The sequence below is a fragment of the Yoonia sp. R78084 genome (genome assembly GCF_044595625.1).
Classification (GTDB): domain Bacteria; phylum Pseudomonadota; class Alphaproteobacteria; order Rhodobacterales; family Rhodobacteraceae; genus Yoonia.
On record NZ_CP138993.1, the window covers coordinates 2942730 to 2957386 of the forward strand.

The 14657-nt window shown below is 56.2% G+C and carries 10 protein-coding genes and 1 tRNA gene; 6 read left to right on the plus strand and 5 right to left on the minus strand.

Annotated features, from left to right (window positions below; all coding sequences use genetic code 11):
* Positions 1 to 37: 37 nt before the first annotated feature.
* From gltB to SJY29_RS14785, 4 genes are all read right to left on the minus strand, one after another.
* Positions 38 to 4570, minus strand: a complete 4533-nt coding sequence (gltB, locus tag SJY29_RS14770) for a glutamate synthase large subunit (RefSeq protein WP_400084231.1) — start codon at positions 4568 to 4570, stop codon at positions 38 to 40.
* 54 nt (positions 4571 to 4624) lie between these two features.
* Positions 4625 to 5287 (minus strand): hypothetical protein, encoded by a 663-nt coding sequence (locus SJY29_RS14775; protein WP_400084233.1) that lies wholly within the window; start codon positions 5285 to 5287, stop codon positions 4625 to 4627.
* Positions 5284 to 5955: a hypothetical protein gene (locus tag SJY29_RS14780; RefSeq protein WP_400084235.1), complete on the minus strand. Its 672-nt coding sequence runs from the start codon at positions 5953 to 5955 to the stop codon at positions 5284 to 5286. Before SJY29_RS14780 ends, SJY29_RS14775 begins: the two co-directional genes overlap by 4 nt.
* 101 nt (positions 5956 to 6056) lie before the next feature.
* On the minus strand, positions 6057 to 7484 hold the full coding sequence (locus tag SJY29_RS14785) for an NAD(P)-dependent oxidoreductase (RefSeq protein WP_400084238.1): 1428 nt from the start codon (positions 7482 to 7484) through the stop codon (positions 6057 to 6059).
* Between the two features lie 219 nt (positions 7485 to 7703).
* Between SJY29_RS14785 and SJY29_RS14790 the strand changes: the two genes are divergently transcribed.
* Complete coding sequence (locus tag SJY29_RS14790) at positions 7704 to 8507, plus strand: undecaprenyl-diphosphate phosphatase (protein WP_400084241.1); 804 nt, start codon at positions 7704 to 7706, stop codon at positions 8505 to 8507.
* Here the strand turns inward: SJY29_RS14790 and SJY29_RS14795 are convergent.
* Positions 8504 to 9484 (minus strand): complex I NDUFA9 subunit family protein, encoded by a 981-nt coding sequence (locus SJY29_RS14795; protein ID WP_400084242.1) that lies wholly within the window; start codon positions 9482 to 9484, stop codon positions 8504 to 8506. The genes SJY29_RS14790 and SJY29_RS14795 overlap by 4 nt on opposite strands.
* 158 nt (positions 9485 to 9642) lie before the next feature.
* Here SJY29_RS14795 and SJY29_RS14800 point away from each other — a divergent pair.
* The 5 genes from SJY29_RS14800 to SJY29_RS14820 all read left to right on the plus strand — a co-directional run bounded on the left by SJY29_RS14800 (position 9643) and on the right by SJY29_RS14820 (position 14498).
* Positions 9643 to 9729, plus strand: a tRNA-Leu gene (locus SJY29_RS14800).
* Positions 9730 to 9915: 186 nt separating this feature from the next.
* Positions 9916 to 11199 carry a tyrosine-type recombinase/integrase gene (locus SJY29_RS14805; RefSeq protein WP_400084245.1) on the plus strand — a complete coding sequence of 428 codons (1284 nt, stop codon included), beginning with the start codon at positions 9916 to 9918 and terminating at the stop codon, positions 11197 to 11199.
* 187 nt (positions 11200 to 11386) lie between these two features.
* Positions 11387 to 12229, plus strand: coding sequence for a retron St85 family effector protein (locus SJY29_RS14810; RefSeq protein ID WP_400084248.1), 843 nt, complete (start codon positions 11387 to 11389; stop codon positions 12227 to 12229).
* A gap of 129 nt (positions 12230 to 12358) precedes the next feature.
* Entirely contained in the window at positions 12359 to 13339 is a 981-nt protein-coding gene (locus SJY29_RS14815; protein ID WP_400084251.1) for a reverse transcriptase domain-containing protein, read from the plus strand.
* 325 nt (positions 13340 to 13664) lie between these two features.
* On the plus strand, positions 13665 to 14498 hold the full coding sequence (locus tag SJY29_RS14820) for a hypothetical protein (protein ID WP_400084254.1): 834 nt from the start codon (positions 13665 to 13667) through the stop codon (positions 14496 to 14498).
* The last annotated feature ends 159 nt before the right edge of the window (positions 14499 to 14657 follow it).

Sequence of the window (14657 nt, forward strand, 5' to 3'; positions counted from 1 at the left end):
GCGCCCCCGCGCGATTTTCAGCGCGGGGGCGTGCTATTTATTCCGCAGGGATTGCCGCGTCCTCGATGCTGAGCGGTGCAGGCAAATGCACCAGCATCTCTTTGGGGCAGACCTGCAGGAAATTGGCTTTCTCAAGGTCCCAATGCTGCAGGATATCAGCGGCCTTGCGGCTGCCTGTTTCCGCGGCATGACGTTCGATCAGGCCTTTCAACTGGGTCTCCCAGTGATCGACCGTCACAGGGTTCGTCACCAGTGTTTCCATGTTGATCAGCTCTGCGGCCTCGCCCTTGGGGTCATAAAGATAGGCCATACCGCCGGTCATGCCCGCCCCGAAGTTCGCACCGATCGTGCCAAGGATCACAGCCACACCACCGGTCATATATTCACACCCGTTTGTGCCGCAGCCCTCGATCACCACATGGGCACCCGAGTTGCGCACCGCAAAGCGCTCGCCCGCGCGACCGGCGGCGAAAAGATACCCCGCCGTCGCACCATAAAGCACGGTGTTGCCAATGATCGTGTTGTCCGACGCCACCAGCGGGCTGACCATGGGCGGACGGATCACGATTGTCCCCCCTGACAGACCTTTGCCCACATAGTCGTTGGCATCACCCGACACCTCTAGCTTGAGGCCCGGAGCGGCAAACGCCCCCAGCGACTGGCCCGCACTGCCGCGCAGTTTCACCGTCAGGTGATCCGGCTGCAACGCATTGCGCATCCCGAACTGCTGCACGATGTGGCTGGATGTGCGTGTGCCGATTGTCCGCAGCGTGTTCTGCACCGCATAGTCCAGCTGCATCTTCTCGCCATCATTCAGGAAGCGCGCGGCGTCCTTCACAATCTGTGCATCCAGCGTATCATCGACAGGATTACGCGGCTTGTTGCGGTCATAGGTGATCTTGTTGGCCCCATCGACGGTGATCAACAGCGGGTTCAGGTCCAGATCATCCAGATGCGCCGACCCACGCGACACTTGGGTCAACAGATCGGCACGGCCAATCACGTCATCCAAAGACCGCGCGCCAATCGACGCAAGGATTTCTCGGACTTCAGTCGCATAGAAGGTGATCAGGTTGACAACCTTGTCGGCATTGCCGGTGAACTTCTCGCGCAAGGCTTCGTCCTGCGTGCACACACCCACAGGGCAGGTGTTCGACTGGCACTGACGGACCATAATGCAGCCCATCGCGATCAGCGCAGCGGTGCCGATGCCGTATTCTTCGGCCCCCATCATCGCAGCCATGACAATGTCACGGCCAGTGCGCAAACCACCATCGGTGCGCAGGGTAATCCGCTCACGCAGGTTGTTCATCGCCAACACCTGATGCGCCTCGGTCAGGCCCATTTCCCATGGCAGGCCTGCGTATTTGATCGACGTACCGGGCGATGCACCTGTGCCGCCATTGTGGCCCGAAATCAGGATCACATCGGCCTTGGCCTTGGCCACACCGGCGGCAATCGTTCCCACACCGGACGACGACACCAGCTTGACGGTCACCTTACAGCGCGGGTTGATCTGCTTGAGGTCATAGATCAGCTGCGCCAAATCCTCGATGGAATAGATATCGTGGTGCGGCGGCGGTGAAATCAGGGTCACACCCTTGGTCGAGTGACGCAGACGCGCAATCAGGTCAGTGACCTTCATACCGGGCAACTGGCCACCCTCACCAGGCTTGGCACCCTGCGCGACTTTGATCTCAAGCTCTTCACAGGCGTTCAGATATTCGGCTGTCACACCGAAACGGCCCGACGCAACCTGCTTGATCTTCGCGGAAGGGTTGTCGCCATTGGGTTCGGGGTTGAAGTGTGCGGGATCTTCGCCACCCTCACCGGAATCCGACTTTGCGCCAATCCGGTTCATCGCCACGTTCAGCGTCTTATGCGCCTCGGGGCTCAGCGCACCCAAAGACATGCCGGGTGTGACGAAACGCTTGCGGATTGCGGTGATGCTTTCCACCTCTTCAATCGGGATCGGTGCACCCAGCGGTTTGATCGCCAGCAGGTCACGCAGATGGATCGGCGGGTTCGACTGCATGGATTTCGAGAACTGCTGCCACAAAGCATAGCTCGCCTTGTTACAAGCCGCCTGCAACATGTGCATCGTTTGCGCTTCCCATGCGTGCTTTTCACCAGACCGGCGGGCCTTGTAGAAGCCCCCGATCGGCAGCACATCACTGCCGCCTTTCCAGCCCTTCGCATGTACTTCTTCCAGCTTGGTCTGGATACCCGACGTACCAATCCCGGAGATGCGGCTGTGCATCCCGGGGAAGTATTCGGCGACCATTGCGCGCGACAGACCCACGGCCTCAAAGTTCAGACCGCCGCGATAGGACGACAGAACCGAAATCCCCATCTTCGACATGATCTTGAGAAGGCCAGCATCAATGGCAGCGCGATACCGCGCGACAGCCTCGGTCAATGTGCCCTCGATCAGCCCGCGACGCACACGGTCCGCGATGGAATCCTGCGCAAGGTAAGCGTTGACCGTGGTCGCACCACAGCCGATCAGCACCGCAAAGTAATGCGGATCAATACATTCGGCCGAGCGCACGTTGATCGAACAGAAGGTCCGCAAGCCCTTGGCCGTCAGGCCCGAGTGCACCGCAGAGGTCGCAAGGATCATCGGCATCGGCACCAGATCTTCGGACTGGTTCTGATCGGTCAGCACAATATGGCCCGCACCCGAACGCACGGCGTCTTCGGCCTCGGCACGAATACGCTGCAGGCCCGCATTCAAAGACCCCGTACCCGGCTCAAAGACACAGTCGATTACAGCAACGCTGTCGCCGAACTGCTTCATCATCTGCTCGAACTCGGCGTTGGCGACAAACGGACTGGCCAGCAACAGGATCTCGGTCTGCGACGAATCCTCGTCCAGCACGTTCTTGAGGTTCCCGAACCGCGTTTTCAGCGACATCACGCGGCTTTCGCGCAAACTGTCGATCGGCGGGTTCGTGACTTGGCTAAAGTTCTGACGGAAGAAATGCGACAGCGGGCGGTACGTCTTGGACAGCACTGCCGACGGCGTGTCATCCCCCATCGACGCAATCATTTCTTTGCCGTCCTCGGCCATGGGCGCGAGCACCTGTTCCAGTTCTTCGATGCTATAGCCTGCAGCCACCTGACGCTTGCGCAGGTCCGCCCCCTCAAAGATCGGCTTTTCAGGCACATCGCGCATGATGTCGTTCAGATCGACGACCTTCTCGACCCAGTCACCAAAAGGCTGGGCAGCGGCCAGTTTGTCCTTCAATTCCTTGTCGTGGTACAAACGCCCCTCTTGCATATCCACGGCAATCATCTGCCCCGGACCAAGCGCGCCTTTTTCTACAACTGTGGCTTCATCGACAGGCACCATGCCTACTTCGGAGCCTGCCACTAGCAGACCGTCACCGGTCACGACATAACGCAGCGGACGCAGACCGTTGCGGTCCAGACCGCCGCAAACCCAACGCCCGTCCGTCATAGCCAATGCCGCAGGACCATCCCATGGCTCCATCACGGCGTTGCAATAGCCATACATGTCCTGCCACGCCTGCGGCATTTCCACGGCCTGCTGTGACCACGCCTCGGGCACCATCATGGTCTTTGCCATCGGTGCATTGCGGCCTGCACGCACCAGAACCTCGAAAACGGAGTCCAAGGCAGCACTGTCCGACGCACCCGATGGAATGATCGGCTTGATGTCACCGGCCTTGTCGCCAAAAGCATTAGACGCCATGCGGATTTCATGGCTCTTCATCCAGTTGACGTTGCCTTTCAGCGTGTTGATCTCGCCGTTATGGGCCAACATACGGAACGGCTGGGCCAAGGACCACTGCGGGAAGGTGTTGGTGGAATAGCGCTGGTGATAGATCGCAAAGGCACTCTCGAACCGCGCATCCATCAGGTCAGGGTAGAATTCGGCAACCTGTTCGGCCAGCATCATGCCCTTGTAGATCAGCGAACGGCACGACAGCGAACAGACATACATGCCATTAATCGCAGCAGCCGTCGCCGCCTTCTCGATCCGGCGGCGAATGATGTAAAGCTCGCGCTCGAACGCCTCTTCATCCAGACCCTTTTCGTTGCGGATCAGGATCTGTTCGATCTCGGGGCGGGTTGCGTTGGCCTTGTCACCCAGCACTTCGGTGTTCACCGGCACATGGCGCCAGCCATAGATATAGTGGCCCATGCGCAGCACTTCGGATTCCACAATCGTGCGGCAGCGTTCCTGGGCGGCAAAATCCGTGCGCGGCAGAAACACCTGTCCCACGGCAATCAGCTTGTCGTCGATTGGTTCGTGGCCGGTCCGGCGGATCTGGTCGTTAAAGAAGGGCACAGGGATCTGCACGTGAATACCCGCGCCATCCCCTGTCTTTCCGTCGGCATCAACAGCACCACGGTGCCAGACCGCCTTCAGCGCATTGATGCCTTTTTCCACAACATCGCGTGACGGGGTGCCATCAATCGACACCACAAGGCCCACGCCACAAGAGGCATGTTCATCGTCCGCCTTATACAGGCCATTCTCGGCCATCCACTGACGCTTGGCCTCTTCGGCGGCAACCCAAGTCTGGTCATATGTTGTCATCTGCGTTTCCTTTCTAGGCGGGGCCACCACGCGGGTGGGCTTGAAATTCATGTCTTAAGAGATCGCGACACCACACCCGTGTTTCGGGCTGGCGCTCAGGAACCCGGGCTCGCCGGGGAAGATAAATTCAACGGGGCGGTTGGACCGCTCATAAGTTCCGTCCGATGTCGTCACAGTGCCGGTTCCGGCCAGAAACATGCGCCAGTCGCGGTTGATAAATTCACGGCCTTGGGCCGCCCAAACCTCGTTGCCCGCCCCGTCATAGGCGGTGATGTCATAAGTAGTCTCATCCAGCGTGACGCCATCAATCGTGATCTGACGGCCGGTCAACGTATCGCGGCCCACATAGCGGGTCTCGCCGATCTCGTCGGACAGGGTGCGAAAATCAAAAGTATCAAGGTCCGTCGCGATCAGTTCGCTGAAAGACGCAGGATCAATGGGTGCACTCTCCAACACTTCGCTATGCCCGCTCAGGACATGAAAACTGCTGATCCACTGCGCTTCATCATCGGTGACGCCTGTATAGGTCATGCCCTGTTCATCAAGGCTGACACGGCGCTTGTGTCCCTCGGGATCGCCCAGACAGATAAAGTGGTGGTCCACCTGACAGCTCTCGCTTTGCACGGTCACAAACGCCTCACATCCACCCGGGAGGGAGAATGTCTCTTGCGCAGCAACGGGGCTGGCCAAAAGGATCAGGGCGCATGCCAGTCTCATGGGCGGAACCCTGATTCAATGACGTTACATTCGTACAAAGGCCGGTCCGCAAAGAACCCCGGCTCACCCGGATAGATGAACTCGACAGGTGACATATCAATCACCTGATCGGGGGTATCGTCGGACCAGCTTTCACCGAAAAAGAAAAGCCGGTGCTCTTCGCTGACATACTGGCGGCCGCTGCTCGCATCTATCACATTGCCGTCGCCATCAATCGTCCGGCCCTGAAACTCGGTGTTCAGAAGGACCTCCCCGTCAATCTCGGTCGTCTCGCCGGTGAGCATGTCAAAACCCACGTTGCGCTCGGTGCCCTCATCGGTTTCCAGCGTGAAATCCCACGTATCAATCTGGGTCTCGAAAAGCGTGGTCAACGACGCAGGATCCTCGGCAGGCGTGATCAGACGCTCGTTTCCGGTGACCTTATAGGCCTCGACCCACTGGAATTCGGCGTCAACCTTTTGCACGCTGAAGACACCCGCCTGCGTCAGCAGCGCGATCCACTGATCACCCGGTTCATCGGCGGTGCATTGCCAGACATTGGTCATGACGCAACCCTTGTTCTGGACGGTCAGCACGGCTTCACACCCCTCTGGCGCGGCAAAGCTCTGCTGGGCCATGGCCGGAGCGGCCACAACCAGAGCACTGAGGATGATCATCGGTTTCATCATTTCTTTACCCTCCAGGTCAGCAAATGTGACCTACCTAAATCGCGTGTAAGCCGACTGTATGCACAGCTTGTGTACAGGTTGTGTACGCGTTCTGTACGGCCCTACTCGGCAGCGACAGTGGCTGCTTGCCCCAAATACTCCAGCATTGCGGTCGCCGCGTCACGCCCGTCGCGAATTGCCCAGACAACAAGCGAAGCACCGCGCACGATGTCACCTGCGGCATAGACACCCTCAAGGCTTGTCGCACCGGTGTTGAAGTCGGCTTTCACGGTGCCCCAACGGGTCACTTCCAGCCCCTCGACACCCCACAACTTCGGCAGGTCCTCGGGCTCAAAGCCCAGCGCCTTGATCACGATGTCCGCGCCCTCGACATAGTCCGACCCTTCGATCAACTCGGGCGCTTGGCGGCCCGTCGCGTCAGGCGCGCCAAGACGCATCTTTTGCACCTTCACACCTGTGACGGGATCGCCCTCGAAACCATTGGGGGCAGCTAGCCAGACAAACTCGACACCTTCTTCCTCAGCGTTTTGCACCTCACGCTGTGATCCGGGCATGTTCGCGCGGTCACGGCGGTACAGGCATTTCACGCTTTCCGCACCTTGACGGATCGCTGTGCGGACACAGTCCATCGCGGTATCACCGCCGCCAATCACGACAACGCGCTTGCCTTCAGCGTTCAATTCACCGCTGTCGAACTCGGGCACTTCATCGCCAAAGCTCTTGCGGTTGCTCGCGGTCAGATAGTCGATCGCGTCAACAATGCCGTCCGCACCAGAATCCGGCAAATCACGTGTTTTATAGACGCCTGTGGCGATCAGAACCGCATCATGCTTGCCGCGAATGGCGTCAAAGGACAGATCCTCGCCCACATTACAATTCAGCACGAACTGCACGCCGCCATCCTCAAGCTGGGCCATGCGCTGCATCACGATATCTTTTTCAAGCTTGAAGCCCGGGATACCGTAGGTCAGCAAACCGCCGCCGCGGTCATAGCGGTCGTAAACCGTGACCTGCACACCCTGACGGCGCAGCATATCCGCCGCCGCCAGACCACCCGGTCCGGCACCGATAATACCAACGCTTTCACTCCGCTCGGCATGGGGGCGGATCGGCTGAACCCAGCCTTCCTCGAATGCGGTGTCGGTGATGTATTTTTCGACCGAACCGATGGTGACAGTGCCATGGCCGGACTGTTCGATGACACAGTTCCCTTCGCAAAGACGGTCCTGCGGGCAGATACGGCCACAGATTTCGGGGAACGTGTTGGTGGCCTGCGAAATCTCATAGGCTTCCTGCAAACGCCCCTCGGCCGTCAGACGCAGCCAGTCAGGGATGTTGTTGTGCAGCGGACAATGGGTCTGGCAATAAGGCACGCCACACTGGCTGCACCGGCTTGCCTGCTCGGCGGCCTTGTCGCGTGCGTACTCGGCGTAAATCTCGCCGAAGTCTTCCTTGCGTAAGTTCGGCGGACGCTTTTCCGGCATCTCGCGCGAGACTTGTGTAAACTTCAACATCTTTTGGCCAGCCATAAGCCACCCTCCCGTATTCCAGAGCGAGACGCCTTTTAAAACGGTCCAAACCAAATGAAAAGGCAGTACTACTGACCTATATCGAAGAAAATTTGTCGCGGCGCGCGAAAGATCGTGGTCAAAAGGTTAAAATTAGGTCCGATTTGCGACCTATATCCCCTCTTTCCCCAAGATTCAGGCAGGTTATAGGTTGGACAAGACGAATCAAAAGCCGGATCAATGACAACACTCCACCTGCTCATCATCGCGATCGTCCAAGGGATCACCGAGTTCCTGCCAGTGTCATCATCCGGTCACCTGATCCTGCTGCCATCACTGACAGGCATGACCGATCAGGGACAGGTCATCGATGTCGCCGCCCATGTCGGTACACTCTGCGCCGTCATGCTCTATTTCCGGTCCGACGTGAAACTGGCGCTCGGCGGCACCTTGCGCCTGCTGCGCGGCAAGATCGACACCCAAGGCGCGTTTCTTGCCCTTTGCCTGATTATCGCAACAATCCCCGTGATCATCGCAGGCCTGATCCTCAAGGTGACCGGTCTCTCTGACGCGATGCGCGGTATCGCCGTGATCGGGTGGGCCATGATTATTTTCGGGATCGTGCTTTATTGGGCCGACCAGAAAGGCGCGGAGGAAAAGACAGCCGCCAGTTGGTCATTGAAAGACGCCCTGAAAATGGGGCTCTGGCAGGCGGTTGCTCTGATCCCAGGCACATCGCGCTCCGGCATCACTATCACCGCAGGACGCATGCTGGGTTATACGCGTACAGATGCCGCGCGCCTTGCGATGCTGATGTCGATCCCGACAATCATTGCCTCTGGGGCCTTGCTCAGCCTCGATGTGATCGGATCAGGCAACATCGGCGCATGGCGCGATATCGGGCTGGTGGCAGTGATGTCATTCGCGGCAGCACTGCTTGCACTGGCGCTCATGATGCGCCTTCTGAAATCTGTCAGTTTCACACCCTACGTGATCTACCGGATCGCGCTTGGCGTGGTGCTGCTCTGGATCGCCTATACCTAGACTTTCAGGTTCTTCGCGGATTCCTTGATCGCGTCATACTGCCCCGACGGACGGAACCGCCACAGGTAATCAGGCAGCACAGCCTCCATCGCGGTCGGCTGCAAACCGAGAGCGGCAAACCCTTTGGCATCCCCGGACACGATATTATCGACACCGAGATTGATTACCTGATCCTTTGTCACAGGCCCCTTGATCAGACCCAGCGACACAGCACGCACAATGCCAAAAACAGTTGCCATGATCCGCGCCATCCAGAACGGCGTATTCACAATCAAACGGCGGCGGCGGATGATACGCAGCATCAGTTGCATCAGCTCGCGGAAACTATGCACATCAGGCCCGCCCAGCTCATAAACACCGCCTTCGGCCTGCCCCAGAACGCCTTTGACCGCTGCGGCTGCAACATCATCCACATAGACGGGCTGGAACTTGGTTTCGGCTCCGATCACAGGCAACACAGGCCCCAGACGGGACATACCGGCAAAGCGGTTAAAGAACTGGTCCTCGGCACCGAATATGATCGACGGACGCAGGATCATCGCCTGCGGCATATGCGCGAGCACAGCCGCTTCGCCTGCAGCTTTGGTCTTAGAATATTCGCTTGCTGCCTCGGCGTTCGCGCCAATCGCAGAGATATGCACCATCCGCCCCACACCATGTGCCGCAGCGATGCGGGCGATGCGCCCGGCACCTTCGGCCTGCACGGCCGTGAATGTGTTCTTGCCAACCTCGTCCAGCACACCGACGCAGTTGACCACAGCATCGGCACCCTCGGTCACGGCCGCAACACTGGCATCATCGCGGATATTGCAGAAAACCGGTTCAACCTGACCCACCACGCCGTAAGGGCGGACAAACATCGCCTCGTTGACGTTGCGCACCGCGACGCGCACACGCCATCCCTCTTTCGCCATGCGCCGCGCGATATAGCGTCCGACAAAGCCGGAACCGCCGAAGATAGTGACAAGCTGTGACATCCCTGGGCCTTTAGATAAGTAGCTGGTGTCGGGTTTACCCCCCGCCCCCCCTGTAAGACAAGGCGCAATCTGGGAGGATTTATTTGTTCCCCGGATATTTGTGGTCGAATCGCGTTGACAGCCCCTTAAACCGCGCGTAAATCCGCGCCACGTGACCTGCCCAGGTGGCGGAATTGGTAGACGCGCCAGCTTCAGGTGCTGGTGTCTGTATGGACGTGGAGGTTCGAGTCCTCTCCTGGGCACCACCAAACCCCCTATATCGCTAAGAAAACTAAAGAAAACCCAGGGTTTTGGGTTTTTTGTGACCATTTTCGGGACCGCTTTTAGGACCACTTTCGTCAATTTCTGCCAGTGAATTGTCACTCTTGGAAGGTCCTTTTTGGTTGCACTGGGTGATGCTGTGACAGACGTTGCTCAGCATGGACCACAAGATGCCCCTCAAGCTCCCACGCTACATGTTCCGCCGTGCCAACGGCTCTTTCCGCTATAAACGGAATGTTCCCAAAGACCTGCGCAAGGTGATTCCTAAAGCCACGGTCTACCGTCAGCTCGGGAATACCTACCAAGATGCACTGAGAGCTTTGCCCAAGGTTCACGCCGAGATCGAGGCGCTCTTTGATCTGGAACGACGGACAACAGATGAGCAGCGGGCAACAGCTCTTGTCCGAGAACGGCTGGGCGAACGGTACCAATCCATGTTCATAGACGGGGCAGTCGATCCTGAGTGGCCTGAGTATGACGACTTCCAAGACTTGGCTGAGGACGTTGAGCACGCTGTTCCAAAAGGCGTTGTAAGACAGCTCAAAGCAGCTTCCTCAGAGGCCGCCCCTATGTCGCTCTCTCGGGTCTTGGAGGAATACTTTACCTACAAAGCAGAAGAGAGTGACAACGGCCTGCGGACAAGGATTGACCGTATCCGCAAAGACCTGATCCTTTGCCTTGGCAAAAACCGCTTTGAGTGGACTGAGCTCAAAGACCTCACGCGGGCAGATGCCAATGCCTACCGAGACCTTCTGCTTGCAAGAATGTCACCCAACTCTGTGCAGCGGAACCTTGGCGTCGTGAAGGCAGCGGTAAATCACGTCTTGCTGGAACATGATCTGGACCTCCGCAACGTCTTCCAAGCCATCAAGATCAAAGGGGCGGGAAGCAGCAACACCGATCGACTTCCCATCACGGATGAACAACTGACAATGATGGTTCCTGCCTTCGAGAGCAGTGAGGTTGCCAAGGCTCTGCTTCTCCTCCTAACCGACACCGGAGCCCGCTTGGCAGAGATAACAGGTCTGGAAGCCAAAGACGTAGACCTCGATAAAGCCATTCTCCACATCCGCCCCAATGACCGCCGTGGCCTCAAGACCAAGACTTCCACCCGAAGCATCCCACTGTCACAGAGAGCTACAGAGTGCCTCAGACAGCATCAGGTTGGGCTCTCGGATGCCGATCCCATCTTTCCCGCCTATGCTAAACCCCGTGGCAATGACAAAGCCTCCGCCATGCTCATGAAGCGGCTGCGGACCGTCATCACCGACAAGAAGGTCACAATGCACTCTCTCCGGCACCGGATGAAAGACAAGCTGCGCAACACCGGCTGCCCTGAGAACCTGTCGATGGAAATCCTTGGTCATGCCCAGGGCAGTGTCGCGGCCAACTATGGGTCAGGGTATGCGATCGACGTTATGCGGGAGGCGTTGGTGAAGGTGTGGGGGGAGTGAGGTGGAGTACCGGCGCGGAGCGGATACTCGCCAGCTGGCATCTTCGCCGCATCCTAATACTATTAATGCAACCGGGCGCTGACGAGATGCGGACGAGCATGGGTATCGCAACACTGAGTGTCACAAAGGCTGGAAGAGCGCTTGTTATGATGTAAGCTCAGGGAAACTCTTAGCCTGGGACATTGCTTTGATTATCCAACCAACACTTCTCAAGAAAGCTGCTCAAAATGTCTCATCGAGAGTTTTCGTGTGCGGCCCCGGCTACTCATCTGAGGGAATCGCTATCCGAGATATGGCCCGTAACGCTTTGCAGAAAATCCCGAATGTAAAAGCGATTTATGGTGAAGAGATTGAGGAAATATCGAGCTATAAGAAGCAATCAACCGACCTTCAAACCCTGGAAGTGCGGTTTGCACATGATGTTGACTTCACGCTCTTGATTTTGGAATCGCCAGGATCAATTGCGGAGCTTGGCACCTTTACGCAAATCCCAGGTATTAGAGAACGTCTTGTAGTGTTGCTGTCCGGGAGGTTCTATCGCGCGGAAAGTTACATTTCGAGAGGGCCATTGAGTCTGCTAACAAAGCTGAACCCAAATAGTGTGATCTACTTCGACGCTGAAAGCGAGACCGAGATGCTAGATCGCGTTAGGTACCCGCTCACATTCATTAAATACGCGCAATACTTGCACCGCTTTGATTACCTGAAAAATACTATGCTTAGGTATCAACGAAAGCTGGTCGATTATTCTACATACATAAAACCGACTAGAGAAAGATACCAGATGGCGACGACGCTGATTGCGATCTTGGTAGGGGATCGGCCTAGTTACTCGAATCTACTTCTGTCGTCAGGACTTGCGCCTAGGCAACTTAACTCGGCACTGCATAATCTCTATGCGGCAGGCAAGATCGAGAAAGTGGGATCAGGCCGCTACCGTTCAAAACATGGGTACAGCGATGATCTTCTAGAGCCATTTAGCTCAACAGAAATTAGCAAAACTCGGTCTTTGAGTTTGTCTGCCGCTTGACGCCATCAGCGCTTAGGGTAGTCTCTTAGTATTCCTAGCAATTCCCCAAACTGGGGAGACGCAATGTCATCGTTGCGGGCACGCGAAGTACGCAGAAGCCTGTCATCCAATAAATAGAAAAGCAAATTTATGCTTTTACGATTTATTGTATGGCATCGAGAGAGAGAAGAAGTAGGAATGAGTGCTGCGGACGAATGTAAGGATCTGGTGTCGACCGCCGTATTCTTGGGTTTCGCTCCGCAGCACATTTTCTATTTGGTCGAAAATCCTGATCGTTGCTACGTCCGAATTGAAATTCCCAAAAATTCTGACCCCTCACAAATGCGAGAACTGGATATCCCAATTTCTCAGCTGAAGGGGATTCAAAAAGCCATTAACAGGAAGATTCTGGCCGAGTATTCAGTGGATGATTGTGTACACTCTTATGTCACCTCCCGGTCGATTTTGACTGCTACAAGAGAACTTTGTCCTGGACGAGCCATTCTGAAAGTAGATCTTAAAGACTTTTTTCCAACCATCTCATTCGTCCGAGTATTGGGTCTTTTCCGGTCTTTGGGCTTCTCCGGCCCAGCTTCATATATTCTTGCTCGACTCACCACTTACGAAAATAGGTTAGCGCAAGGGGCACCAACAAGCCCGGCGATATCAAATCTGATCGTTCGAGGCATGGATCTACGCTTAAAGCGCTTGGCTGAGACGTGGCAGATGAAATACCTTCGGTACAGTGATGATATGTTCTTCCATAAGGACAAGAACTTCAACCATCCAAAGCTAGCAAAGTTTGCACTAAAAATCATTGAAGATGGCGGCTTTACTGCGAACCCGGCTAAAACCAAGTATCATCCCAAAGGCCTTCCTAGGACGACGCTGGGCCTACTATCGCATGGTGAGACACCAAAGATACCTGGTAAACAACGCCGTCTATATAGGTCGCTATTTTTTAAAGCTTCGAGAAACATTCATTGGGCACATGATAATCGTGAGCGGTTACGCGGCATTCTTGAGTGGTACAAGTGCGTCTACGGGCGAGATGACACCTACATTCAGTATCGGGCAGTACTCGACAATGAAGTTCGGTTGAGAATTCACGATACATACCAAAGCAAGTAGACCATGGCCGACCATTGACTTCGCACTTGCAGCAAATGACCACTCCTCGCCCAACTTAACCGGGCAGCACCGCATCAACACCTCCCAAGCACCATCAGATCACCCAACCTCTTAAGGCACAAAAACAGTGCCGCCTAATGAGGAAAGCACAACGGTATCCGCCTTGGCGATCACTGTTCTTCTTGCTTGGCAAGAGAAGAGAACGGGTTACCCAAGCCCTTATATATTACTTCTTAGATATTAAGAATTATAGCTTATCCCTTACTCATTGCTCCTTATATATCTCATTAAATCAATACATTAACCTATAGAAAGACATCCCCCTATGACAGTATTCATCCGACCCGAGTTCACCCCGGGCACCCTCCCCACCTTTAACGGCTACCACCTCCAAATCTTTGCCTCAGGACGGGCCAAGATCAGCTTCCAAACGCTGACCCTAAAGAAGAAGCATGAGTTCTATACCGCCCTCCCCAAACGGGACCGTGACGGGTTGCAGCGACAGAAGGCCCGCTCACTGGTTGCTCTCCCCGATCACTACGCAGCCGTAGATCAGCTTTTGGCTGACTATCCTGACGCCAGGGTCTTCCGCCTCCATGCCAAGGGCGACAACAACGCCACCGCTGACAACGCCCATCTGCTTGCCTCACTCGAGCAGGCATCCCTCTGGCTGGTCATGTCTGGGGTAGTCCACCAATGGGAACTCACCACGATGCTGGTTCATGTCCTCCTCCAAGGCAAAGGCAAGAGAACCGGAGAGGCCAGCATCTTTAACGAGTATGCCCCAACCCAGGACCATGACTGGGAGGATGCGACCTTCGAGATGGTGGACTATGCCAAGGGCTTGCGTGAGGGACCGGGCAACACAGCTTCGGCCACAGCACCCAAGGCACCTCTATCAAAGGCTGCACCACTCCCAACCCTTGCGGTCACTCGGCCCATACCAAAGGCAGAGCCACGTATTCAGCCAACCCAAGTGGAGACTGACTATGTGTCCGACGATCCCGGTGACGATCCGAGCCTCTTTGCAGACCTCCTCCATGACCTGGAAGAGGACGCCTTTCTCGAGCAGCAAGATAACCAACCGTGGAAAACCACATCTAAGGGTCGGTCAACGCTCTATGGCACTGACGACTTACGGGCTGAGCTACTTAGGTAACTGCAAACCTAGGCTGGTTAGTGGGAATATTTTGGCCAAAAACCCAAAAGCTTCATGGCCTTATGCGGGAAATGCAGCCAAAATCACTAGCGAACAAAACTAAAATCCACTGAATGTCTACTTGGCCTTGGCGCAACCCTGCCTCGCATTGAGTGACCA